Origin of the sequence: Rhizobium leguminosarum, from assembly GCF_004123835.1 — a bacterium.
Taxonomy (GTDB): Bacteria; Pseudomonadota; Alphaproteobacteria; order Rhizobiales; family Rhizobiaceae; genus Rhizobium; species Rhizobium leguminosarum_M.
Genome location: NZ_MZMU01000024.1, coordinates 163307 through 185995 on the forward strand (window position 1 = coordinate 163307; position 22689 = coordinate 185995).

The window sequence follows — 22689 nt, forward strand, 5'->3', positions numbered from 1 at the left end:
GTGTTACCGCTACGGAGCGTAGGAGGCGGTGGCAACGCGTCTCTTGCCGGCGTCTCCCAAACCATTGAGAAGCGTGCGCGCCTTGAGAAGATCGCAGGTGGCGAACCCGTCTTTGAAACGTCGGTAGACCGGCGCCAGAACTCCGGCAGCCTTTGCGCCTTGATCCGTCCGAAGCCAATGATCGGCCAGAGCCGTTGCTGCCCGCAGTTCCCATGACAGCGCGCCCTGGCGCCGCGCCAGATCGAGTGCTTGCATATAAAGTGCTTCGGCGGCTTCTGCCGTCCGGTGGGTGCTTTCCTTGCTCAACAAATCCGCCTTTATGCGCAACAGTTCCGGCATGCACCAAGTCTCGCCAGTTGATGCCGAAAGTGCGATTGCCTCGTCGATGGCGGTTCTCCCTGCATCAACGTCTCCACGCGTTCCCAGAGCCGCAGCATAAATGCCCATGTAGAATGGGCACCGCATGCGGAAATGCACCGCAAGAAGCTCATCGAGCGCGCTTCTCAACATTGGCAGTCCCGATGCATCGCCACTCTGCAGGAGCCACTCCGCGCGTAGGCATCGGCTCATGGCACTCCAAACTGTCATCGCGTGTTCCGCGACATGTGCTTCGATGCCGACAAGCAGGCGCTCCGCGGCGGCGAGGTCTCCCGTCAGTAGCGCGATGGGGCAGGTCGTGTGGACCACGGCATTGCAGAGCGCGAGGGCGTGCTGCGCCGCCCGCGCCTCTTCCAATTGACGCTGCGCCATGGCAACCGCCTTTTCTGGATGCCCCTGCAGCCAGGTGACGTTCGCAAGAGTTCCACGCGCCGCCGATCGCGGGTCCAACTGAAACCGCGCGATGTCCGAGCGAGCCACAGGAGGAATGTATCGGGCGATCATTCGTTCGAGGTGACGCTGCGCCTCAGCAAGCTCGCCCAGGTACCGCAGAGCGGTTCCCGTCTGCCTGTCGACATTATTGCGGGCATCGACGTCGCCACGATCCGTTGCCAGCACTCTGAACTTTTCCGCCATCGCAAGGGCCGAGCGATGGTCGCCCGTCCATGTGAAATAGTCGCACAATCCCCAGAGGCATCTGAGCCGGTAGTCGGTGTCGCGGAGCGACTCTGCGCAGCCCAGCGCTTTGGTCCAAGCTGCCTGGACCTCCAGCAGCGGGCCGCGGGTGTGAAGCAGCGCCGTGCCATATGCAAACTGCAGCTTCATATCGTCACCTGCATTTCGAAGTTTTGTGAAGCGGCTGCTGAGCGCGATTTCCACCGCCGCGCGGCACTCCTCCATGAGTGAAAGATGTTCCCAGAACGGGAGAGCGGCGACCGTGAGCGCCACGCCGAGGGCAGCATTGCGGTTCCCGGAAAGCGCCCAGCGCAAGGCACTGCGGATATCATCCATCTTTCGCCCATAGTCGGCGAGCCAGTGGGCCGTCGGTCGGATTTTCCATTCGGCCTCGGCGCGTTTGGCGAGTTCGAGGAGGTGTTCGGCGTGGCGATGGCGCAGGCTGTCGTCTTCGCCGCTTTCGGCCAGTTTCTGCTGCACGTATGTGCGGGTTGTATCGAGCAATCTATACTGCGTCCCGAATTCTCCTCGTTCTGTCGACACAAGCGATTTCGCAACGAGGTTCGCGACGGCGTGAATGCAATCGGAGCGGGCGCGCCCCCTGTCGACCGCTACGGCGCAGGCGGATTCGATACTGAAGGCGCCGGCAAAAACCGAGAGGCGTCGCAGCAGAACGCGTTCAGGCTCGGCGAGCAGGCCATAACTCCAGCCCAGCGTCGCTGCCAAGGTGTGGTGACGGGAGTCGCCGCACCGCCTATCGCTCAGCACATGAGATTGTTCGGCAAGAAAACCAAGAAGCTCGCTTGCGCTGAACGCATCCAGTCGAGGCGCGGCGAGTTCGATCGCAAGGGCCAACCCGTCGAGCCTGCGGCAGATCTCGGCCACGACCGGCGCATTCCCGTCGTTGAGCATGAAATCGTCGCAACTTCCGGCTGCGCGCTCGACGAAGAGCTCGACTGCAGGGAACGTCAAAGCCTCGGCCGCGGACAGTCTGGACATCTCGGGCGGTGCATCGAGCGGCGGCAGGCGATAGACCTGCTCCCCGGGAACCCGTATCGGTTCGCGGCTTGTGGCGAGAATACGCACCCTTGCTGCAGCGGCCAGCAACGTTTCTGTGCAGGCGGCCACCGATTCGATAACATGTTCACAATTGTCGAGGACAAGCATGAACTCCCGGTCGGCCGCGAAGGCGGCGATCGCCGCCTTGATGTTTGCCGAGTGGACCCTCAACCCCATCGCCGTTGCGATCGACGTCGGTACGAGCGTTGCGTCGTTCACGGCCGCCAGATCAACGAACCATACTCCATGCTCAAAGGCCGCGGTCAGTCGACCAGCGATTGCGAGAGCCAGCCTCGTCTTGCCAACGCCACCCGGGCCAACGATCGTCAGGAGGCGCGATGCCTCAAGAGTGCGGCGGATCGCATCAACAGAATGGTCTCTTCCCACTAAACGGGTTGTTGGAACCGGCAGGTTATGCGCACGGGCATCCTGAGACCTCGCCGTCGCGGAAGCGTCACTCTGCCCGGAAACACTTACGGGAAAGACGAAACGATAGCCCCGACCGCTCACTGTCGCTATGTATTGCGTGCCGTCCGGAGCATCGCCGAGCGCCCGACGAAGAGCTGCAACGTTCACCTTCAGATTGCTTTCCTCGACGAAGGTATCCGGCCAGGCGCGCGACACAAGCTCAGCCTTGCCCACCAGTTCGCCCGGACGCTCGATCAGCGCTGCCAAAATTTCGAGCGCGCGGCTACCGACACGAACGGTCGTTTGATCACGCATCAGCGACTGCCGCTCTGGCACAAGCACATACGGACCAAAGGAATATGAAAGCACGGCCGAATCTCCGGACGCAAACGCACAGGCTTCTGAATACGTGAACGATCGCTTAATGAAACCGCTCACAGCCCCAGGACAATAACCAATATCACATGTGAAATACATCGCAGATCGATCGACAAGAGCAGCCGACGTGCAGGCTGCGGGGTCCGCTCCGGGGCCTGTGGCAGCAATGCTGAATGTCTTCTTGAAGCACCGAAGGTACAAGTCCCCATGCCATCAGGCCAGAGCTCAGAACCTGGGGGACCATTGCGCCTTCCCGGAAATTATTTCCGCTGCCTGTCCGAAGATTATGTTCCCACCTCCAATCAACGGCAGTTCTGCGCCCTCGTTGCAGTCCTAGAGAACGCTTTGGATCTTTCTGGAAAGCCGCCATGTTAGGTGCTTAGGGAAGGCGAGCTACCTTGCAGCATTCGCACGGTGTACTTGACCGCCATCAACGGAGGTGCGCCTGGATAGCGGGGACGCTAGTAAGCCATCCGCGCGCGTAGGCGGGGCCTGATCCAGTCGAGGAAGCACCGCACCTTCAGCGGCAGGGGGTCGACTGGTCCATGGACAACGTTCACCGGCAGCGGTTCCGGTGCGAACTCCGTCAGCAATTCCTGCAGCGCGCCGGAGCGCAACTGATCGGAGATCTGGTAAGACAGAACGCGGATAATGCCGATACCGGCCAGCGCAGCCTGAATGGCAGCCTCCGTCGTGTTGACCGCGAGTTTGGAGCGCGGCTCGACGGCAAAGGCCGCGCCATCCCGGCGGTAGCGCCATTCAGGCGCGGTCGCGAAGCCCTGGAAACTTATGCCGTCGTGCTGGGCGAGGTCATCCGGCTGACGAGGCACTCCTCGGCGGGCGAGATAGTCGGGGCTCGCGCAGATCACCCGGCGGACGGTGCCCACGCGCGTTGCGATAAGCGCGCTGTCCGCGAGATGCCCGATCCGCAGGGCCACATCGACGTGCTCATCCGCCAGACTTAGCTGCCGATCGACCAGGGTCAGGCGCAGGTTGATATCGGGTTGCTCCTTCAGGAATTCCAGCGCAATTGGCAGCAGATGGCGCTCGCCGAAGGCAATCGGTGCGGTCACGTGCAGCCCGCCACGCAGCGCGCCATAATCGCCGTTGGCCTGCCGCTCCGCCGCGTCCAGTTCCTCCAGAATGCGACGTGACGCGGCGACGAAGGCGCGCCCCTCCTCCGTCACGGCGAGGCCGCGGCGGGTGCGCAGGACCAAGCGCACACCAAGGTGCTTTTCGAGATCGGCGACCTTGCGGCTGACCGTGGCGAGCGGTGCATGCAGTCGCCGCGCCCCGGCAGAAAGGCTGCCGGCATCGACCACCGCCAGCAGTACCGACATCGCTTCAAAACGATCCATCCAATCCTTCCGCAAACTGAGAGGAAAGTTCCAAAAATGGTAGGATACCCTATTGTTTGTGGATATCATAGCTTTCACGTCGTCCAAGGGCGCTGCCCGGCTCCCGTATTGCCAATGATCAGGAAAGACGTCATGCCCCAACTTTCGCGTCGTGCCTTTACAAGCGCTCTCCCTCTCGGCCTCCTCGGGGGGAGCCTCTTCGGCGGAAGAATGATTGGAGGCGCGTCTGCGTTTGCCGCGACGCAGGATACCGCCAACGCGCCGGTGAGCGTTACGCCGCTCGCGCAGATCCGCATCGGTCGCTTTACGGTGACGGCGTTGACGGATGGGTATGCCGATATGCCCTATGGTTATTTTCCGGGGCGCACCGCGGCGGAGGTCGAACAGGCGGCAGTCGCGCAGTTCACCGCCCGGCCGAGTGGGGTGCGGTTCCTTTTCAACCAGTATCTCGTCGAGGATGGCGAGCGCCGCATCCTGATCGATGCCGGTGCGGCAGGCTCGATCGGGCAAACCGGGCAATTGCCGCAGGCGCTCGCCGCGCTCGGCCTGCAGCGCGACCAGATCGACGCGGTGATCGTGACGCATATGCATCAGGACCACATGGGCGGTCTGATTCTCGGAGGCAAGAACAACTACCCCAAGGCGGAACTCTATATAGATCGCCGCGACGTCACCCATTGGACTGATCCGGCCAAGCGCAGCGGCGCGCCCGATTATCTGCAGACCAGCTTCAAGATGGCGGAGGAGGTCGTGCGCCTCTACCCGAAACTCCAGGCGATTGACGGTGAGCGTGAGATTGTGCAGGGCGTCTCAATTGTCGACCTTACCGGCCATACACCCGGCCATATCGGCGTGCGGGTCGAAGATGACGGGCAGAGCCTCATCATGGTTTCGGATATGATCTTTCCGGTCGTGCATCCCGGGGCGACCGATGTGTTCTTCCTGTTCGAGCAGGACCCTGCAGCGGCCAAAGCGATGCGCGACCGCTTTTTTTCTCGCGCCGCTTCGGAAGGCGCGCTCATCGCCGCCACGCACATGCCCTTCCCAGGGCTCGGCCGTGTCGTCGCCGACCGCGGGCAGATGCGCTGGCAAGTGGCGGACTGGGCCCTACAGAACTGAAGTCCGCTCCGGCAGTCGCGAGGGTAGAAACGGTATGAGCACCAGATATCTCAGTATCGCCACGACGGCCTCCGTCGCGGCAACGCAGGAACACTATGGCAGCGCGGCGCAGTGGGCGCAGATAGGCGCGCGGCCACGCCGCCAATACTCGGCAGAGCCAGCGCCTCGGTCCGTCGGAAACGGCCTTCATCAGGGCGCGCGATGGTTTCTATCTCGGCAGTGTCTCGGACACCGGATGGCCCTATGTCCAATACCGTGGCGGGCCCGCGGGCTTTCTCACCACCGTCGATGTATCGACACTGGGCTTTGCGGATTTTCGCGGTAACCTGCAATACATCACTACGGGCAATGTGCGCGCGAATGACCGCGTCTCACTGTTCCTGATGGACTATGCGCACCGGCAGCGTCTGAAGATCTTTGGTCACATGCGCATCATCGATACGACAGAAGACGAAAGACGGCGCGCAGATTTTCTACAAGGATTGGGGCACCGGACAGCCGATGGTGTCCGTCATGGGTGGCCGCTGAACGGCGACGATTGGGATAACCAGATGCGCCATCGGGACGCCCCTCGAGGCGTCCCCGGCGCGAATCCCTGGACAGAATTCCGACCCCGCTGGAGACAGCAATGTCGCAATGGCGACTTTCGAAAGTCGCGGCACCGAAAGCCGCTGGCCCCCTAGCGGTCGTCTATCCAAGCCGAGCCGATGTCCGTTGTTGGTGCAATCCGGCCATCCGGAACGCTCTAAGAGTTTGGTGGCGTTTGCTACCTCACCCCACGAAAAAGCCCGCGCGGCAATGCCGGCGGGCTCATTCCGGTTCGAAGGCGAACCGTGATTACTTCACGAGGTTGCGCTTGGCGAGCGTGCGCAGGCGCAGCGCATTGAGCTTGATGAAGCCGGCCGCATCCTTCTGGTCGTAGGCGCCCTGATCGTCCTCGAAAGTGACGAGCTTGTCGGAATAGAGCGACTTGTCGCTTTCGCGGCCGATGACCATGACATTGCCCTTGTAGAGCTTCAGCGTCACTTCGCCTTCGACATGCTCCTGGCTCTTGTCGATCAACGCCTGCAGCATCTCGCGCTCCGGCGAGAACCAGAAACCGTAATAGATCAGCTCGGCGTAACGCGGCATGATGTCGTCCTTGAGATGGGCAGCACCGCGGTCGAGCGTGATCGATTCGATGGCGCGGTGCGCCGAGAGCAGGATCGTGCCGCCTGGAGTTTCGTAGACGCCGCGCGACTTCATGCCGACAAAGCGGTTCTCGACCAGATCGAGACGGCCGATGCCGTTGTCGCGGCCGTAATTGTTGAGTGTCGCCAAGAGCGTCGCCGGGCTCATGCGCACGCCGTTGATCGAAACCGCATCACCCTTTTCGAAGCCGACCTTGATGGTCGTTGCCTTGTCGGGTGCGGCTTCCGGGGAGATCGTGCGCATATGCACATATTCAGGCGCCTCCTGGGAGGGGTCTTCGAGAACCTTGCCTTCGGAAGAGGAATGCAGAAGGTTGGCGTCGACGGAGAACGGCGCCTCGCCCATCTTGTCCTTGGCAACAGGGATCTGATGTTGTTCGGCAAAGGCCAGCAGATCGGTGCGGCTCTTGAACGCCCAGTCGCGCCACGGCGCGATGATCTTGATGTCGGGGTTCAAGGCATAGGCGGACAGTTCGAAACGGACCTGGTCGTTGCCCTTGCCGGTCGCGCCGTGGGCGATCGCATCGGCGCCGGTCTTCTTGGCGATATCGATCAGATGCTTGGAAATCAACGGACGGGCGATCGAGGTGCCGAGTAGGTAGACGCCTTCGTAGACGGCATTGGCACGGAACATCGGGAAGACGAAATCGCGCACGAATTCCTCGCGCACATCCTCGATATAGATCTCCTTGATGCCGAGCATCTCGGCCTTCTTGCGCGCCGGCTCCAGCTCTTCGCCCTGGCCGAGATCGGCGGTGAAGGTGACGACTTCGGCGCCGAGCTCCGTCTGCAGCCACTTCAGGATGATCGAGGTGTCGAGGCCGCCGGAATAGGCGAGAACGACTTTCTTCACGTCTTTGTATGATGCCATGATGATGAGGTCCGTTGCATAAAAGGCCGGCAAAACCCGGTGTCGCGGCACTTTTAGCGAGATTGGCGCGTGACGCAAGGCCAAGTGCGACGGTGATGGTGTCGATAGCGTTTGACAGCGCGAAAGCGGAGCCCATATTCGCCAGCGTCCGCAAATGCTCGAGGAGAGGCTGCCCCGTGACGAATATTCAAGACATTTTCAAGACATCCAATGTTGCCGTCATCACCGGAGGCGCCTCCGGCATCGGCCTTGCCGCGGCGAAATATTTCGCCGGACGCGGCATGAGCGTCGCCATCGCCGATCTCGGCGGCGATCGGCTGGCCGACGCCGCCAACGAACTCAAGGCCATTGCCGGCGAGGAAAATGTGATGGCGGTCGAGACCGACGTCGCAGTCAAGGAATCCCTGGAGGCGCTCGAGCGCGCCGTACTCCAGCGTTTCGGCCGTGTGCACGTGCTGATGAACAATGCCGGCATCGGCCCGGAAACCTCGATCTTCAGCCCGCAGGCGAACTGGGACAATATCTTCGCCGTCAACCTGATGGGCGTGATCAACGGCACCCGCACCTTCGGCCCGAAGATGCTGTCGCATGGCGAGCCGGGCCTGATCATCAACACCGGCTCCAAGCAGGGCATCACCACGCCGCCCGGCAACCCCGCCTACAACATCTCCAAGGCTGGCGTGAAAGTCTTCACCGAAGCATTGCAGCATGAGCTTCGCAACACCGAAGGCGGAAAGATCTCCGCCCATCTTCTGATCCCCGGCTTCGTCTTCACCGGCCTCACCAAGGGCGACCGCGCTGAAAAACCGGCCGCCGCCTGGACCGCCGAGCAGACGGTCGATTTCATGGTCGAAAGCCTGGAACGCGGCGATTTCTATATTTTGTGCCCTGACAATGACGTGGCGCGTCCGGTCGACGAACGCCGGATGGCCTGGGCGGCCGGCGATATCATCGAGAACCGACCGCCGCTGTCACGCTGGCACAAGGACTATGCTGACAAGTTCAAGGCGTTTCTCGAACAGAAGTAATCGGCACCAGAGCATGATGCCGAAAAGTGTGCGCGGTTTTCGGGTAACATCATGCTCTACTTCTCTGACTTGGATTCGAATGATTTAGGCCGATCAGGCCTAAAATCATTCGAATCTAGAAGGTTTGATTGGTAATTTTCTGAAAGCCGGGTAAGAGATCCCCAGATCCTTTCCGGCTTTCAGAGTGTGTCATGGACTTCCTGCCCAGCCTGCCGACCCTTCTCGCCTTTGCCGCCGCGACGCTGCTGCTCGCGGCGACCCCAGGCCCCGATATGACGCTGTCGATCAGCCGCGCGCTGGCCCAGGGCAAAAAGGCAGCGCTCTTCGTTGTCGTCGGCACCAGCCTCGGCATCGTCGTCCACACCATGCTGGTCGCTTTCGGCATTTCGGCGCTGATCACCGCCTCGCCGACCGCCTTCCTGATCCTGAAGACCGGGGGTGCCGCCTATCTGCTCTGGCTGGCGGTGCAGGCGATCCGCTTCGGTTCGAAGCTCACAGTCGCCAAGGTCGAGGAGCAGAAGGGCACCGCCCTTTCGAACATCTCGTCGGGCTTCTGGGTCAATCTTCTGAACCCCAAGGTCATCATCTTCTTCATGACCTTCCTGCCGCAATTCGTCAGCGCCGGTGATCCCGCCGTGACACACAAGCTGCTTTTCCTCGGCTTCTGCTTCATCCTGATCGGCATGCCGGTCAACGCCAGCGTCGTCTTTGCCGCCGACTGGCTGGCCTCCTGGCTGCAGAACAACAGGAAGGTGTTGCGCGGCATGGACTATACCTTCGCCGGCGTCTTCTCGATCTTTGCCGCGAAGATCCTGCTCACCCAGGCGAGATAGCCGCGGTTGCGAAGCAAACCGCCCGCGGTTGGCTTATCGATCCGCCCGCGGTCGTGACACGATCCGCCGCCAACGACACCAACATTCGCGAGACGCCACGCCGGAGCAGGGAGTGGCCGCGAATTTCGTCGTCGTCCAAAATTATTCCATGCCTTTCGCGCGATTACTTGTGATCAACATATGATCGTAAGTCGCCAATTGTGGCTAGGCCACGCCACCTTCGCTGCCCACATATCCTTTACGGCTCACGAGGAGCTACCTTGAAAGGATAAGTCCATGATTACGTTCCGCAATATCATAACAGCAGGAGTTGTTGCGCTGACGTTTGCCGCCACGTCCCTTACAGCGACAACACCTGCCTTAGCTCACGGCGGCGGAGGCCATGGCGGTGGCGGTTTCTCGCATGACGGCGGCCACTTCGGCGGTGGTGCGCATATGGGCGGCGGCAATTTCGCCCATCGCGGCTTCGGAGCGCATCATTTTGGCGGACACCGCGACGGCCGTTTCGCCTTCCATGATAGAAATCGTCTGTTCTTCGGCGATGACGACTATTACCCGGATCAGTGCCAGCCGGAATGGCTCAACCAGTACGGCCATCGCGTGCTGGTGGAAGTCTGCTCTTGATGACGGTCCGGCTGGCCTCTGAGGACGAGCGGCATGTGATCACCGATATCATCTTCTTTCAGCAGAGGATCTGATATTTGGATCGCAGCGCCATTCGTGTTTCAGCAGCAATTCGCCCGCGGTCGGTTGGTCGATCCGCCCGCGGGTCGTGAAACGATCAGCTGCCCGCTAACCGATCAGCAAGGCATCGTCATCCAGCGTCTGGCCGCGCATCTTGCGGAACATCGCGATCAGGTCCTCGACCTGCAACGTCTTGCGGCTGTCGCCGGCGACATCGAGCACGATCTCGCCGCCATGCAGCATCACGGTGCGGTGGCCATAATCGAGCGCCTGGCGCATCGAATGCGTCACCATCAGCGTCGTCAGCTTGCGCTCGGAAACGATCTTCTGGGTCAGGCCCATGATGAATTCCGCCATGCCGGGGTCAAGCGCCGCCGTATGTTCGTCGAGCAGCAGCACTTCCGAGCCCGCCAGCGTCGCCATGACGAGCGAGACCGCCTGCCGCTGGCCACCGGAGAGCAGGTCCATGCGGTCCTTCATGCGGTTCTCGAGCCCGAGATTGAGCTCGGCGATCCTCTCTCGAAAATGGTCGCGCCGTTTTGCGCCAAGCGCCGAAGCAAGCCCGCGCCGTTCGCCGCGGCGCGCCGCAAGCGCCAGGTTCTCCTCGATCGACAAGGCACCGCAGCTTCCGGTCAACGGGTCCTGAAAGACACGGGCGACGAGCCCGGCGCGCGCCGCCGTCGTCTTGCGCGTGACGTCTGCATTGCCGATCAGCACCTGCCCCTCGCTTGCCAGCACATCGCCGGCGAGCACGCCGAGCAGCGTCGATTTGCCGGCGCCGTTGGAACCGATGACGGTTACGAAGGAGCCTTCCTCGATCGTCAGGCTGACGCCCGAGAGCGCCTGCTTCTGCAGCGGCGTGCCGCGCCCGAAAACGACCTTGATGTTCTTGAGGTTGATCACGACGCGGCACCTCCGCGCAAACGGGGAAGGATGAGCGCCACGGTCACCAGCACGGCGGTGACGAAATTGAGGTCGGACGCCTGCAGGCCGATGACGTCGCTCGAAAGCGCCAGCTGGATCGCGATGCGATAGAGGATCGATCCGAGCACGCAGCCGATCAACGCAATCAGCAGACCGCGTCGCCCGAGCAGCGTCTCGCCGATGATGACGGCAGCAAGCCCGACGACGATCGTGCCGACGCCCGAGGTGACATCGGCAAAGCCGTTTGTCTGGGCAAACAGCGCGCCGCCGAGCGCCACCAGCGCATTCGAGATCGCCATGCCGAGATAGATCTGCCGGCTGGTATCGACGCCCTGGGCCCGCGCCATCCTTGCATTGGCGCCAGTCGCCCGCATTGCCAGTCCCGCATCACTCTCGAGGAAACGCCAGACCAGGATGAGCGCGATGACGACAAGAACACCGACGAAGAGCGGCCGCACGTAGAAATCGCGAAGGCCATGGCCGAAGAACGGGCTGATCATCGTGTCGGCATTGATGAGGGCGACATTGGGTTTGCCCATCACGCGCAGATTGACGGAAAACAGTGCGATCATCGTCAGGATCGAGGCGAGCAAATTGAGGATCTTGAAGCGCACATTGAGCAGTGCCGTCACCATGCCCGCGGCGGCACCGGCCACCATGGCGATCAGAGCCGCAAGCCAGGCATTGACGCCGGCAATGATCAGCACGGCCGTCACCGCCGCACCAAGCGGAAAGGAGCCATCGACCGTCAGGTCGGGGAAATCCAGAACACGGAAGGCGAGATAGACCCCAAGGGCGACGAAGGAATAGACCAGTCCGAGTTCGACGGCCCCCCAGAATGCGATTTGGCTCAAGGCTTCCGCCCCTCTTCTATCCGTTTCCGCTCCGCGCCCTGCGCGAAACATCAGGCTTTTAATACTATCAGCCGCCCCCGTGTGGAACGGGAGCGGCTGCAAACTCGATCAGCGACTGCAGCAGTCGCCCTGTTTATTCGATGACTTTGGTAGCGCGGGAAAGCACGCTCTGCGGCAGCGTAACCCCCATCTTCACGGCCGCCGCCTTGTTGACGACGAGGTCGCTGCCGGCGGCAGTCTTGACCGCGATGTCGCCCGGGTTCTCGCCCTTCAGCACACGCACGACGATCTCGCCGGTCTGCTTGCCGACATCATAATAGTTGAAGCCGAGGGCAGCGATCGAGCCGCGTGAAACCGAATCCGTATCGGCGGTAAAGAGCGGCAGCTTGCTCTCTTCGGCAACCGCGACAGCGCCTTCAAGCGCGGAGATGATCGTGTTGTCGGTCGGAATGTAGATCGCATCTGCGCGGCCGACGAGCGCGCGTGCAGCACCCTGGACCTCGGCCGACTTGGTGGCGGCCGATTCGACCACCTTCAGGCCAGCCTTTTCGGCTTCAGTCTTCAACACGGCGAGCAGCGAAACGGAATTCGCCTCGCCGGAATTGTAGAGATAGCCGATGCTTTTCACATCAGGCAGGATTTCCTTGATCAGCGCTAGATGCTCGCCGACCGGCGACATGTCGGAAAGCCCGGTGACATTGCCGCCCGGCTTGTCCATATTCTTGACGAGCTGGGCGCCGAGCGGATCGGAGACGGCCGTGAAAACGACAGGAATGTCACGCGTCGAGGAGACGACGGCCTGGGCCGAGGGCGTCGAGATCGGCACGATGACATTGGGCTCGTCGCCGGCGAACTGGCGGGCAATCTGGGCTGCCGTCGCCGGATTGCCCTGCGCCGATTCGAACACGAATTTCAGGTTCTCCCCTTCCTTGTAGCCCGCAGCCGTCAGCGCATCGAGAACACCCTTGCGCGCCGCATCCAGCGCCGGATGTTCGACGATCGCCGTCACGGCGACGGTGACGTCATCAGCCTTCGCGGGCAGGGAAAGGGCCAAAGTGGCAGCAAGAGCGAGCAAAATCGGGCGCATGGGGATCCTCCTGAATGATTTTGGGGGCACTTTTAGGAAAAGCGCCCCCTGAAATCAATCGCGGAGAATTGTAGCGAGGATCAAACTTGCTGATCAGTCGTCGGCGCCGTGATTGGCGATCATCATCGCCTCGAAGGCCAGACGTTCGGTCTTGCGCATGCGTTCCGATTCCGATTTCAGCTGGCCGCAGGCGGCAAGAATGTCGCGGCCGCGCGGCGTGCGGATCGGCGAGGCATAACCTGCCGAATTGATGAAATCGGCAAACTTCTCGATCTGCTCCCAGTCGGAACACTGATAATTGGTGCCGGGCCAGGGATTGAACGGAATGAGGTTGATCTTCGCCGGCACGCCCTTCAAGAGCTTGATCAGCCCCTTGGCGTCTTCCAGGCTGTCGTTGACATCCTTCAGCATCACATATTCGAAGGTGATGCGCCGCGCGTTCGAAAGGCCCGGATAGGTCCGGCAGGCTTCGATCAGCTCCTTCAGCGGGTACTTCTTGTTGATCGGCACCAGAATGTCGCGCAGATCGTCGCGCACCGCATGCAGCGAAATCGCCAGCATGACGCCGATCTCCTCGCCGGTGCGGAAGATCTCCGGCACGACGCCAGAGGTGGAAAGCGTCACGCGGCGCCTGGACAGCGACAGGCCGTCACCATCCGTGGCGATCAGCAATGCCTGCTTGACGGCATCGAAGTTATAGAGCGGCTCACCCATGCCCATCATGACGATGTTGCTGACCTTGCGGCCCTCGGCAGGCATGATCGTACCCTGCGGCGCCTCACGGTCCGGAAAGTCCCCAAGCCGGTCGCGGGCGAGCAGCAGCTGTGAAAGAATTTCTTCCGCCGTCAGGTTGCGCACCAGACGCTGTGTCCCGGTATGACAGAAGGAACAGGTGAGCGTGCAGCCGACCTGGCTTGAGATACAGAGCGTGCCGCGGCCCTCTTCCGGAATGTAGACGGCCTCGATCTCGACGGGACGCCCGGCGCCCCGCGGCGGAAAGCGCAGCAGCCATTTGCGCGTGCCGTCGTTCGAAACCTGCTCCTCGACGATCTCGGGACGTGCGATGGTGAAATGCTGCTTCAGCATCTCCCGCATGTCCTTGGCGACATTCGTCATATGGTCGAAGTCGGAGACGCCGCGCACATAGATCCAGTTCCACAGCTGCGAGACGCGCATCTTGATCTGCTTCTCGGCCACACCCTTTTCCCGGAGTGCCGCCCCCATCTCCTCGCGCGACAGCCCGATCAGGGAAGGCTTCTCGAGGTTAGCGGACGTGCGCGCCTGCGGCTTGGTGACAACGATCGCATCCATGACGGACATAGGCATTCATCCCGATTTCAAACATGTGGCTGCTCCTCGCAACCCCGCGGACTTCAGCGGTAAGCCGGAAGACCTGCGGGCGCATGACAGCACATCGGCAGAAGTTGAATGGCGGAACGGCGACTGAAATCGCGATCTGTCCGCTGTTGGCGCCGGCTTTAGCATCATTTTGCCCGCGCGTCACCATAGATGGAAACGGCATGGGCCGGCGCAAGGCCGGCCCATGAAACTCTTCGGCCTAAAGGACCGCTTACTTGCAGGTTTCGATCTGCTTCAGCGCAGCCGAGATGCCCGAGAGCGAATAGCTGTAGGAGGTGCCGGTGCCCTTGCGCGAAACGGCATTGACCGTCATCGAATGACCGGTCTTCATCGCCGCGACGAGGGCTGGCTCCTGCGCCGCATTCTCGACCCAGCCGGCCTTGTCCTTGGTGAACATCACGAAGGTCTTGTTGTCGATGACGACGTTGATCTTCGAATTTTCCTTGACCGTGTAGCCCATCATCGCCTGCGGTTCGTAGGAGATGTTCTGGCCCGGACGCTGCGAGACGATGAAGAAATTGTCGCCGTGGTCGACGCTTGCCGGCTGCTTTGCCGTCGGAACGGACAGCACGTAGCAGACGGTGCTGTTGCCCGACTTGTAGGAGTAGGCGCCCCATGCCTGGAACTGCTGGATGCGGTTCGGCGCGGCCTGCTGCGCTGTCGCAACTCCGGCCATGACGAGGGTGAGTGCGAGAGCGGATACGATACTTTTTACAAACATGGATTCCTGCCGGTTCTTGCGATTCAAGGCCCGAAGCGATCATAGCGGGCGCCGCATAATCACGATCTGCTTTATTTTGACTTAATTCAGGTTACCAAATGGTCAACAATAGCTGCGATTTGTATCTGCCTGTGTCATTTCAGCTCGAGTGTCAATTTTCGTCCCTTTGACGGTATCGGCCGCGACACCGTGCCCCGATGGCACTGGCCGTCCGTTCGGCTGAATTTAAGACACAAAGATTCAGGCAAGAGTTTGACCTTTCCAAAATCCGTTGTACCTCAGTAAGACTTGGAAATCCGGGACGAAATTATTGCCGCAGGGGGCTGGTGAGGAGATATGGATGCCGAGGAAAGACAGCGTTTCGCTGCCCTCGCGAAGGCCGTCGCGGACGATCGCGACCAGCAGGCCTTTTCCATCCTGTTCGACTATTTCGCACCCCGCCTGAAGGCCTGGCTGATGCGCCAGAGGATGACATCAGGCGAGGCCGAGGAACTGGTCCAGGAGATCATGATCGTTCTTTGGCACAAGGCAGAGCTCTACGATGCCACGCGATCTTCCCTCTCGACCTGGCTTTTCCGCATTGCCCGCAACCGCCGCATCGACATGCAGCGCCGCGCCAATACCCGCGTCTTCGATGAGACTGATCCGGCCCTGCAGCCGCCGGCCGATATCGGCGCGGAAGAAATCATCGCCAATGACGATCGCGACGCCAAGATACGCGCCGCCGTCGGTCAATTGCCGGAGGAACAGCGCGACATGCTGCGCGCCGCCTTCTTCCTCGGTCAATCGCATTCGGAGATCGCCGAATCAACCGGGCTGCCGCTCGGCACGGTGAAGTCACGTATCCGGCTTGCCTTCGGCAAGCTCCGCAAGGTGCTGGAACGCGAAATCGCCTGATGCAATGTCGCCCAAAAGTGTGCAGCGGTTTTGGGAGGACGACACGCATGAAACAAGCGGTCGCATCCCGGTTGGACGCGACACGCGTTAAATCGTCTTCATCGCTTCTTCCGGCCGATCGGCGAGAACGCGGTCGGCCGCTTCGTAGTGGCTCGGCCGGATGTGGCCGCGCACCATGGCGAAGGCCGCCGAAAGCACGGCGATGTCGTCGGAAAAGCCGATGACGGCGAAAATATCCGGGATCATGTCGACCGGCATGACGAAATAGGCGAGTGCCGCAAGCAGCACGCCGCGCACCTTCGTTGGCGTCTGCGAATCGAGCGCACAATAGAAACCGGCGACGACATCGCGCGAGAACGGGATCTGCCGCACCGCCCGCCGGAACGTCGGCCAGAATTTCTGCCTTACGGTTTTCTCGCGCCGGCTCTGGGTGTCCTCGTCGCCCGGCAAGAGGATTTCCCCGAATTTGACCTCGTCCATCCCTGCATCCCTTTCGTCCAAGCGAACATATGGTGATGGCGCTTCGGCTTTCAATCGGCCCCGCTTTCAATCGATACGGCGCGCCGCAGCCTTCTCCATGGCTTTGGCGAGCTTGAAATCCAGCTCCGTCAGCCCGCCGGCATCATGCGTGTTCAGCGTCACATCCACCCTGGAATAGACATTGAACCATTCGGGATGGTGGTTGAGCTTCTCGGCCGCAAGTGCTGCCTCCGTCATGAAGCCGAAAGCCTCGATGAAATTTGCGAACTTGAACGTCTTCGATATCGAAGAACTCGCATCATTGAGCGCCCAGCCTGCAAGCTCGGCCAGTTCCGCCTCGGCCGCCGCCCGTTCCAGTCTTTCCCGTTTCATGCCATGGTCCTCTTCTCTGTCGACAGGTTACCGATGAAACGCATCAGCATCCTCTTCGTTTGCATGGGCAATATATGCCGTTCTCCGCTCGCGGAGGGAATTTTTGGCCATCTCGTCGCCAAGGCAGGCTTGACCGGCGGTTTTACGGTCGATTCCGCCGGCACCGGCGGCTGGCATGAAGGCGAGCCGCCCGACCGGCGTTCGATCGCCACCGCGAAAAGTCACGGCATCGACATATCGGGACAGCGCGCCCGCCGCGTCCAGCCGAGGGATTTCAGGGATTTCGATCTGATCCTCGCCATGGACCGCGACAACCTGGCGGCTCTTAGCAAGAGCGCACCGCCTGGGGCGAATATCCGTCTCTTTGGTGATATCGCGCTGGGAACCGGAGAGGATATCCCCCATCCCTATTATGGCGGCCCAGGTGGTTTCGAGCTGGTCTACACCAGGCTCTTGACCGGCTGCAGCAGCCTGCTCGAAACGCTGGGCGTCGAGCGCGCCTCGTGCAGCGGGAATACTTCCTCGGTGAGGTAAGGCCCGCCACCGACCGATTCGCGCGACGAAAGCAGCACGAAGCGCGGCGCGGTGAACGTTGAAGTATGGAAGTTACCGCGCCCCGCCAGATATTGCACGACATCATCGAGCCGCGAGGACTTGAGCCGCGCCAGCGTTACATGCGGCATGAATTTGCGGGGATCGGGCGGCAGGCCGATGCGCTGGCAGATGCGCTCGATCTCGCCCTGCAGCGCATGCATTTCAGGCGATTGCGAGACGCCGGCCCAAACCGAGTGCGGCTTCTTCGATCCGAACGAACCGATGCCTTCGAGGCGGAACTGGAATTCCGGTCGGTCGATCCGGTCGAGGCGTTCAACGATTTCATCGGCCGTCCGGCCATCGACATCACCGATGAAGCGCAGGGTGATGTGGTAATTCTCCACATCGATCCATCGTGCTCCGGGGAGGCCACCGCGCAGCAATGAAAGACTCATCGCCGCATTGCGCGGAATTTCGAGGGCGGTAAACAGTCTCGGCATCACGAGCACTCCCCGAATCTTTTGCAGGTGCTCACACGGAATCATGCAATCAACAACCGCGCAAGCCCCTAATTCTTCACAGAAGAAATCGCTTCGACGAAATTTGTGACAGCAGGCTCCATCTTTTCGACCATGACGTCGACACCTCTCGCATTTGGATGCATGCCGTCTTCGAGCTTCAACTCAGCCTCCAGCGCGACGCCGTCGAGGAAGAAGGCATAGAGGGGAAGCCCATGTTTTTCCGAAAGCTTCTGATAGATCGGGTTGAATCGTGCGGCATAATCCGCTCCCATGTTCGGCGGCGCTATGATACCGGCGAGCAGCACGGCAATCCCGCGCTCCTTTAGCCGGGTAATCATCTGATCGAGATTCTTCTCGCTCTCCTCCGGCGGGATACCACGCAACGCATCATTGGCGCCCAGTTCGAGAATGACCCCATCGGTGCCGTCGGGTACCGACCAGTCGATGCGTGCAAGGCCCCCTGTCGTCGTGTCGCCGGAGACCCCGGCATTGGCGATGGTGACATCGAGCCCCTTCGCCTTCAGGGCCGCCTGCAGCTTTTCCGGAAAGCCGTCGCCGAGCGGCAATTGATAGCCCGCCATCAAACTATCCCCAAAACCGACGAGATTGATCGTCCGGGCATTGGCTGCAGTGGCAAGGATCAGCGAGACGGCGATGACGGTGAATTGAAGGGCGGCAACTTTAAATCTCATGCTAGCTTCCCTAGATTGGCGAAGTGCCGTTATGCGGCCTTTCGATTACCGACTTATATAGGGCGATTTCTGTTGGCAAAAACCATTATCGAGTTGAAGGGCGCCGATCTGACCCTTGGCAGCGCAGCCGCCTCCGTCCATGTGCTGAAGGGCATCGATCTCGATATTGCGGCCGGCGAATCCGTCGGCATCGTCGGCCCTTCCGGTTCCGGCAAATCCACCCTGCTGATGGTGCTTGCCGGGCTGGAAAGGCTCGACAGCGGCGAGATCAACATCAATGACACGCCGCTCCATAGCCTCAGCGAGGACCAGGTCGCCGATTTCCGCGGCCGCAACATCGGCATCGTCTTCCAGTCTTTTCACCTGATCGCCAACATGACGGCGCTGGAAAACGTCGCCGTGCCGCTCGAGCTCGCCAATGTCGCCAACGCCTTCGAGATCGCTCATCGCGAGCTGAAATCGGTCGGCCTCGGCGAACGGCTGAACCACTATCCCGGTCAGCTTTCCGGCGGTGAACAGCAGCGCGTGGCGATTGCCAGGGCGCTCGCCCCCTCGCCTGCCCTGCTGATCGCCGACGAGCCGACCGGCAATCTCGACACCGAGACCGGCCGCCAGATCGCCGACCTTCTGTTCTCCAAGCAGGCCGAACGCGGCACGACCCTACTTCTCGTCACCCACGACGTCTCGCTTGCAAACCGATGCTCGCGCCAGATTCGCGTCCGCTCCGGCAGGATCGAAGGCGACAGCGCCGCCCGCCGCAGCGAAGCGGCGATCGCATGAGGATCATCACGCCACGCGTCTCGCTCGCTTTTCGCCTGGCGCTGCGCGAGCTGCGCGGCGGCATCCGCGGCTTCTATATCTTCCTTGCCTGCATCGCGCTCGGCACCGGCGCGATTGCCGCCGTCAATTCCGTTTCGCAGTCGATCACCGACACGATCGCCTCGCAGGGACAGGAACTGCTGGCCGGCGACGTCCGCTTCGAACTCAACAACCGCGAAGCCACACCTCAGGAAATAGGTTTCCTCGAAGGCCTCGGCACCGTTTCGCTGTCAACAGGCCTGCGCTCGATGGCCCGCAAGCCCGACGGTTCCGATCAGGCGCTGGTCGAGGTCAAGGCCGTCGATGACGCCTACCCGCTCTACGGCAAGTTCGTCGCCGAGCCGGACTATCCGCTTGCAGCTCTGCTTTCGGGCCAAAGCGGCACCTATGGTGCGGTCGCAGCCCCACTGCTTCTCGATCGGCTCGGGCTTGCGGTCGGCGACGAATTGCTGCTCGGCAACGTCAAGCTCAGCATCACCGGCACGATGAAAACCGAGCCGGATGCACTGTCGGAAGGTTTTGGCTTTGCGCCGCGTCTGCTCGTCAGCCGCCAGGCGCTCCAAGCCTCCGGGCTGATCCAGACCGGAAGCCTGGTCGAACATGCCTATAAGATCCGGCTGGACGACAAGGGCGCGATGTCGGGCATCCAGGCGCGCGCCTCCAAGGAGTTTCCCTCCGCCGGCTGGGCGATCCGCACCAGCGACCGCGCCGCGCCCTCGCTCACCGAAAACATCACCCGCTTCTCGCAGTTCCTGACGCTGGTCGGCCTCACCGCGCTGATCGTCGGCGGCGTCGGTGTCGCCAATGCGGTGCGCGCCTTCCTCGATGCCAAGCGCACCACCATCGCCACCTTCAAATGTCTCGGCGCGCCGGCGCAGGTCGTCGTTCTGATCTATCTTTTCCAGATCGCCATCATCGCTCTCGGTGGCATCCTGATCGGCCTCGTCATCGGCGCCCTGTCGCCGATGCTCGCCGCGCAATTCCTGGCACATTTCCTGCCGGTCTCGACCGCGCCGACCCTTTATCCCGGCGCCCTGCTGCTTGCCACGCTCTTCGGCATTCTGACGACGCTCGCCTTCGCCATCCTGCCGCTCGGCCATGCCCGCGAAGTGCCGGCGACCGCACTCTTCCGCGAGCAGGGCTTCGAGGCCCGCCACCTGCCCTCCTGGCCCTACATCCTGCTTGCCGCCCTGTTCATGGCCGCCCTTGCCGGCCTTGCCATCCTCACCGCCTATGACCGCTTCATCGCCGTCGTCTTCGTCGGCGCGATCGTCTTCGCCTTCGTCGTCCTGCGCCTCGTCGCCGCCCTGATCGCCTGGCTCGCGCGCCGCAGCCCGCGCGTCAATTCGCCGGCGCTGCGGCTTGCGATCGGCAACATCCACCGCCCCGGCGCACTGACGCCCTCGGTCGTGCTCTCGCTCGGCCTTGGCCTGGCATTGCTGGTGACGCTGACCCTGATCGACGGGAACCTGCGCCAGCAGCTGACCGGCCGCATGAACGAGGGTGCGCCGAACTTCTTCTTCGTCGATATCCAGAGCGCCGAGGTCGGTGCCTTCCGCGATCTCGTCCAGGGCCAAGCGCCCCAGGGCAAGCTCGTCGAAGTGCCGATGCTGCGCGGCCGGATCATCGCCTTCAACGGCGAGGACGTCACCAAGATGAACGTGCCGGCAGCCGGCCGCTGGGTGCTGAACGGCGATCGCGGCATCACCTATGCCCAAACCCTGCCGGAGAACGCCGCCGTCACCGAAGGCAAATGGTGGGACAAGGATTACAGCGGCGAGCCGCTCGTCTCCTTCTCCTCGGAAGAGGCGCATGAGCTCGGCCTCAAGATCGGCGATACGGTGACCGTCAACGTGCTCGGCCGCAACATCACGGCGAAGATCGCCAATCTGCGCCGCGTCGAGTGGGAATCGCTGTCGATCAATTTCGTCATGGTCTTCTCGCCGAATACCTTCCGCGGCGCCCCGCATGCGTGGCTCGCGACGCTGACCGATCCCTCTTCGACACCGGCCGAAGATGCGGCGATCCTGAAATCCGTCACCAACACCTATCCGACGATTACCAGTGTGCGCGTCAAGGACGCGATCGATATCGTCAACCAGCTGGTCGCACAGCTTGCGACCGCGATCCGCGCCGCAGCCTCGGTTGCCCTCATCGCCTCGATCCTCGTCCTTGCCGGCGCGCTTGCCGCCGGAAACCGGGCGCGCACCCACGACGCGGTGGTGTTGAAGACGCTCGGCGCCACGCGCGCCATGCTGATCCGCGCCTTCAGCTACGAATATCTGATCCTTGGGCTGGCGACCGCGATCTTCGCGCTGATCGCTGGCAGCGCCGCCGCCTGGTTCATCGTCGCCCGCATCATGCGCCTGCCCTCGGCCTTTCTGCCCGACGTGGCGGGACTGACGCTGGTGACCGCGCTCGTCCTCACCGTCGGCATCGGTCTTATCGGCACCTGGCGCATCCTTGGGCAGAAGGCGGCCCCCGTCTTGCGCGAGCTTTGACCGGCCAGCGGCACCCAAACCCTTCACCTTACGGCGATTTAACCAGCCGAGCCTTTGCAAGCCTCTTGTTTGCGATGCGCGAAAGCCTCATATTATCCACAGGCATGCTGGAGCTCCGCAGCGGCGCCCGGGTCGAAAACCCCGACACCGTATCTCCATCGGAGCTTGTAAGAGGAAACTATGGCTGATCTTCGTAACTATCAAAGCCGCGCTCAGACCGGCGAGATGATTGATCAAGGCCTGCGCGCTTATATGCTCAAGGTCTACAACCTGATGGCGCTGGGTCTGGCGATCACCGGGGTGGCCGCATATCTGTCGTTCCAATTCGCCTTCGCCAATGGTGAGCTGACCGCTTTCGGTCAGGCGATCTATGTGAGCCCGCTGAAGTGGGTGGTCATTCTGGCGCCGCTGGCTCTGGTGTTCTTCCTGAGCTTCCGGATCAATAGCATGACGGTGGCCGCCGCCCAGACGACCTTTGCGGTCTACGCCGCGCTCGTCGGCCTGTCGCTCTCGTCGATCTTCCTGATCTACACGGGCCAGAGCGTCGTTCAGACCTTCTTCGTCACCGCTGCCTCCTTCGGCGCGCTGTCGCTTTACGGCTACACGACGAAGCGTGACCTGTCGGCGATGGGCTCGTTCCTGATCATGGGTCTGTTCGGCCTGATCATCGCCTCGATCGTCAACATCTTCCTGGCATCGTCTGCCGTGCAGTTCGCGATCTCGGTGCTCGGCGTGCTGATCTTCGCAGGCCTCACCGCCTACGATACGCAGCGGATCAAGGAATTGTACCTGGAAGCCGATGACGTCGCCGTGGCCGGTCGCAAGGCGATCATGGGTGCGCTGACGCTCTATCTCGACTTTATCAACCTCTTCATGTTCCTGCTGCAGTTCATGGGCAACCGTAAATAAGCAGGACCGACTGAGATCGAAAAGGCGGCTTCGGCCGC

The 22689-nt window shown here is 61.6% G+C and carries 21 protein-coding genes and 2 pseudogenes; 11 read left to right on the plus strand and 12 right to left on the minus strand.

The annotated features are described in order from the left end of the window. Positions 1-9 precede the first annotated feature (9 nt). Both B5P46_RS30485 and B5P46_RS30490 read right to left on the minus strand, forming a co-directional pair. The gene (locus tag B5P46_RS30485; protein WP_245456330.1) at positions 10-2835 is read right to left on the minus strand and encodes an ATP-binding protein; all 2826 of its coding nucleotides are present in this window, start codon (positions 2833-2835) and stop codon (positions 10-12) included. 524 nt (positions 2836-3359) lie between these two features. Continuing rightward, positions 3360-4256, minus strand: coding sequence for a LysR family transcriptional regulator (locus B5P46_RS30490; protein ID WP_245456332.1), 897 nt, complete (start codon positions 4254-4256; stop codon positions 3360-3362). A gap of 132 nt (positions 4257-4388) precedes the next feature. Here B5P46_RS30490 and B5P46_RS30495 point away from each other — a divergent pair, with 132 nt between their 5' ends. The 3 genes and pseudogenes from B5P46_RS30495 to B5P46_RS35215 all read left to right on the plus strand — a co-directional run. Next, the gene (locus B5P46_RS30495; protein WP_129421989.1) at positions 4389-5375 is read left to right on the plus strand and encodes an MBL fold metallo-hydrolase; all 987 of its coding nucleotides are present in this window, start codon (positions 4389-4391) and stop codon (positions 5373-5375) included. A 34-nt stretch (positions 5376-5409) separates the two neighbouring features. Next, positions 5410-5827 (plus strand): annotated as a pseudogene (locus B5P46_RS34730) (pyridoxamine 5'-phosphate oxidase family protein); the annotation flags it as partial. After that, positions 5793-5929, plus strand: a pseudogene (locus tag B5P46_RS35215) (alpha/beta fold hydrolase); the annotation flags it as partial. The pseudogenes B5P46_RS34730 and B5P46_RS35215, both read left to right, overlap by 35 nt. A gap of 283 nt (positions 5930-6212) precedes the next feature. Here the strand turns inward: B5P46_RS35215 and B5P46_RS30510 are convergent. Next, a complete protein-coding gene (locus tag B5P46_RS30510; RefSeq protein ID WP_129421990.1) occupies positions 6213-7436 on the minus strand; it encodes an argininosuccinate synthase in 1224 nt (407 codons plus the stop codon). Positions 7437-7612: 176 nt separating this feature from the next. Between B5P46_RS30510 and B5P46_RS30515 the strand changes: the two genes are divergently transcribed. From B5P46_RS30515 to B5P46_RS30525, 3 genes are all read left to right on the plus strand, one after another. Beyond that, entirely contained in the window at positions 7613-8464 is an 852-nt protein-coding gene (locus B5P46_RS30515) for an SDR family NAD(P)-dependent oxidoreductase (RefSeq protein WP_129421991.1), read from the plus strand. Between the two features lie 191 nt (positions 8465-8655). Next, positions 8656-9297, plus strand: a complete 642-nt coding sequence (locus B5P46_RS30520; protein WP_129421992.1) for a LysE family translocator — start codon at positions 8656-8658, stop codon at positions 9295-9297. 276 nt (positions 9298-9573) lie between these two features. Further along, entirely contained in the window at positions 9574-9921 is a 348-nt protein-coding gene (locus B5P46_RS30525) for a hypothetical protein (protein ID WP_129421993.1), read from the plus strand. Between the two features lie 168 nt (positions 9922-10089). Here B5P46_RS30525 and B5P46_RS30530 read toward each other — a convergent pair whose 3' ends face one another. The 5 genes from B5P46_RS30530 to B5P46_RS30550 all read right to left on the minus strand — a co-directional run bounded on the left by B5P46_RS30530 (position 10090) and on the right by B5P46_RS30550 (position 14926). Beyond that, on the minus strand, positions 10090-10884 hold the full coding sequence (locus B5P46_RS30530; protein ID WP_129421994.1) for an ABC transporter ATP-binding protein: 795 nt from the start codon (positions 10882-10884) through the stop codon (positions 10090-10092). Continuing rightward, a complete protein-coding gene (locus B5P46_RS30535; RefSeq protein WP_129421995.1) occupies positions 10881-11759 on the minus strand; it encodes an ABC transporter permease in 879 nt (292 codons plus the stop codon). The genes B5P46_RS30530 and B5P46_RS30535 overlap by 4 nt, the downstream gene beginning before the upstream one ends. A gap of 133 nt (positions 11760-11892) precedes the next feature. Beyond that, the gene (locus B5P46_RS30540) at positions 11893-12846 is read right to left on the minus strand and encodes an ABC transporter substrate-binding protein (RefSeq protein ID WP_129421996.1); all 954 of its coding nucleotides are present in this window, start codon (positions 12844-12846) and stop codon (positions 11893-11895) included. Between the two features lie 93 nt (positions 12847-12939). Further along, positions 12940-14166, minus strand: a complete 1227-nt coding sequence (rlmN, locus tag B5P46_RS30545) for a 23S rRNA (adenine(2503)-C(2))-methyltransferase RlmN (RefSeq protein ID WP_129421997.1) — start codon at positions 14164-14166, stop codon at positions 12940-12942. 250 nt (positions 14167-14416) lie between these two features. Then, complete coding sequence (locus B5P46_RS30550) at positions 14417-14926, minus strand: invasion associated locus B family protein (RefSeq protein ID WP_017962430.1); 510 nt, start codon at positions 14924-14926, stop codon at positions 14417-14419. Positions 14927-15262: 336 nt separating this feature from the next. Here B5P46_RS30550 and B5P46_RS30555 point away from each other — a divergent pair, with 336 nt between their 5' ends. Continuing rightward, on the plus strand, positions 15263-15823 hold the full coding sequence (locus B5P46_RS30555) for a sigma-70 family RNA polymerase sigma factor (protein WP_129421998.1): 561 nt from the start codon (positions 15263-15265) through the stop codon (positions 15821-15823). 87 nt (positions 15824-15910) lie between these two features. On the opposite strand, the gene B5P46_RS30560 is transcribed toward B5P46_RS30555, so the two are convergent. After that, on the minus strand, positions 15911-16303 hold the full coding sequence (locus B5P46_RS30560) for a YkvA family protein (RefSeq protein ID WP_129421999.1): 393 nt from the start codon (positions 16301-16303) through the stop codon (positions 15911-15913). 66 nt (positions 16304-16369) lie between these two features. Continuing rightward, positions 16370-16675: a 4a-hydroxytetrahydrobiopterin dehydratase gene (locus B5P46_RS30565; protein WP_129422000.1), complete on the minus strand. Its 306-nt coding sequence runs from the start codon at positions 16673-16675 to the stop codon at positions 16370-16372. A gap of 33 nt (positions 16676-16708) precedes the next feature. Here B5P46_RS30565 and B5P46_RS30570 point away from each other — a divergent pair, with 33 nt between their 5' ends. Continuing rightward, the gene (locus B5P46_RS30570; protein ID WP_129422001.1) at positions 16709-17209 is read left to right on the plus strand and encodes a low molecular weight protein-tyrosine-phosphatase; all 501 of its coding nucleotides are present in this window, start codon (positions 16709-16711) and stop codon (positions 17207-17209) included. Here B5P46_RS30570 and thpR read toward each other — a convergent pair. After that, complete coding sequence (thpR, locus tag B5P46_RS30575; protein WP_129422002.1) at positions 17116-17709, minus strand: RNA 2',3'-cyclic phosphodiesterase; 594 nt, start codon at positions 17707-17709, stop codon at positions 17116-17118. The genes B5P46_RS30570 and thpR overlap by 94 nt on opposite strands. A 68-nt stretch (positions 17710-17777) precedes the next feature. Next, positions 17778-18422 (minus strand): arylesterase, encoded by a 645-nt coding sequence (locus B5P46_RS30580; protein WP_129422003.1) that lies wholly within the window; start codon positions 18420-18422, stop codon positions 17778-17780. Between the two features lie 72 nt (positions 18423-18494). On the opposite strand from B5P46_RS30580, the gene B5P46_RS30585 reads away from it, so the two are divergent. The 3 genes from B5P46_RS30585 (at position 18495) to B5P46_RS30595 (ending at position 22651) form a co-directional block, all read left to right on the plus strand. Continuing rightward, complete coding sequence (locus B5P46_RS30585) at positions 18495-19202, plus strand: ABC transporter ATP-binding protein (protein WP_129422004.1); 708 nt, start codon at positions 18495-18497, stop codon at positions 19200-19202. After that, positions 19199-21742: an ABC transporter permease gene (locus B5P46_RS30590; protein ID WP_129422005.1), complete on the plus strand. Its 2544-nt coding sequence runs from the start codon at positions 19199-19201 to the stop codon at positions 21740-21742. Before B5P46_RS30585 ends, B5P46_RS30590 begins: the two co-directional genes overlap by 4 nt. A 180-nt stretch (positions 21743-21922) precedes the next feature. Further along, complete coding sequence (locus B5P46_RS30595) at positions 21923-22651, plus strand: Bax inhibitor-1/YccA family protein (RefSeq protein ID WP_129422006.1); 729 nt, start codon at positions 21923-21925, stop codon at positions 22649-22651. Positions 22652-22689 lie beyond the last annotated feature (38 nt).

Excerpts from the sequence above, each read along its gene's own strand:
- B5P46_RS30590 (WP_129422005.1), top strand. The coding sequence starts at position 19,199 with ATGAGGATCATCACGCCACGCGTCTCGCTCGCTTTTCGCCTGGCGCTG.
- B5P46_RS30510 (WP_129421990.1), bottom strand. The coding sequence starts at position 7,436 with ATGGCATCATACAAAGACGTGAAGAAAGTCGTTCTCGCCTATTCCGGC.
- B5P46_RS30550 (WP_017962430.1), bottom strand. The coding sequence starts at position 14,926 with ATGTTTGTAAAAAGTATCGTATCCGCTCTCGCACTCACCCTCGTCATG.
- B5P46_RS30565 (WP_129422000.1), bottom strand. The coding sequence starts at position 16,675 with ATGAAACGGGAAAGACTGGAACGGGCGGCGGCCGAGGCGGAACTGGCC.
- B5P46_RS30520 (WP_129421992.1), top strand. The coding sequence starts at position 8,656 with ATGGACTTCCTGCCCAGCCTGCCGACCCTTCTCGCCTTTGCCGCCGCG.
- B5P46_RS30495 (WP_129421989.1), top strand. The coding sequence starts at position 4,389 with ATGCCCCAACTTTCGCGTCGTGCCTTTACAAGCGCTCTCCCTCTCGGC.
- B5P46_RS30595 (WP_129422006.1), top strand. The coding sequence starts at position 21,923 with ATGGCTGATCTTCGTAACTATCAAAGCCGCGCTCAGACCGGCGAGATG.
- B5P46_RS30525 (WP_129421993.1), top strand. The coding sequence starts at position 9,574 with ATGATTACGTTCCGCAATATCATAACAGCAGGAGTTGTTGCGCTGACG.
- B5P46_RS30555 (WP_129421998.1), top strand. The coding sequence starts at position 15,263 with ATGGATGCCGAGGAAAGACAGCGTTTCGCTGCCCTCGCGAAGGCCGTC.
- B5P46_RS30540 (WP_129421996.1), bottom strand. The coding sequence starts at position 12,846 with ATGCGCCCGATTTTGCTCGCTCTTGCTGCCACTTTGGCCCTTTCCCTG.
- B5P46_RS30560 (WP_129421999.1), bottom strand. The coding sequence starts at position 16,303 with ATGGACGAGGTCAAATTCGGGGAAATCCTCTTGCCGGGCGACGAGGAC.
- thpR (WP_129422002.1), bottom strand. The coding sequence starts at position 17,709 with ATGCCGAGACTGTTTACCGCCCTCGAAATTCCGCGCAATGCGGCGATG.
- B5P46_RS30490 (WP_245456332.1), bottom strand. The coding sequence starts at position 4,256 with ATGGATCGTTTTGAAGCGATGTCGGTACTGCTGGCGGTGGTCGATGCC.
- B5P46_RS30485 (WP_245456330.1), bottom strand. The coding sequence starts at position 2,835 with ATGCGTGATCAAACGACCGTTCGTGTCGGTAGCCGCGCGCTCGAAATT.
- rlmN (WP_129421997.1), bottom strand. The coding sequence starts at position 14,166 with ATGTCCGTCATGGATGCGATCGTTGTCACCAAGCCGCAGGCGCGCACG.
- B5P46_RS30570 (WP_129422001.1), top strand. The coding sequence starts at position 16,709 with ATGAAACGCATCAGCATCCTCTTCGTTTGCATGGGCAATATATGCCGT.
- B5P46_RS30580 (WP_129422003.1), bottom strand. The coding sequence starts at position 18,422 with ATGAGATTTAAAGTTGCCGCCCTTCAATTCACCGTCATCGCCGTCTCG.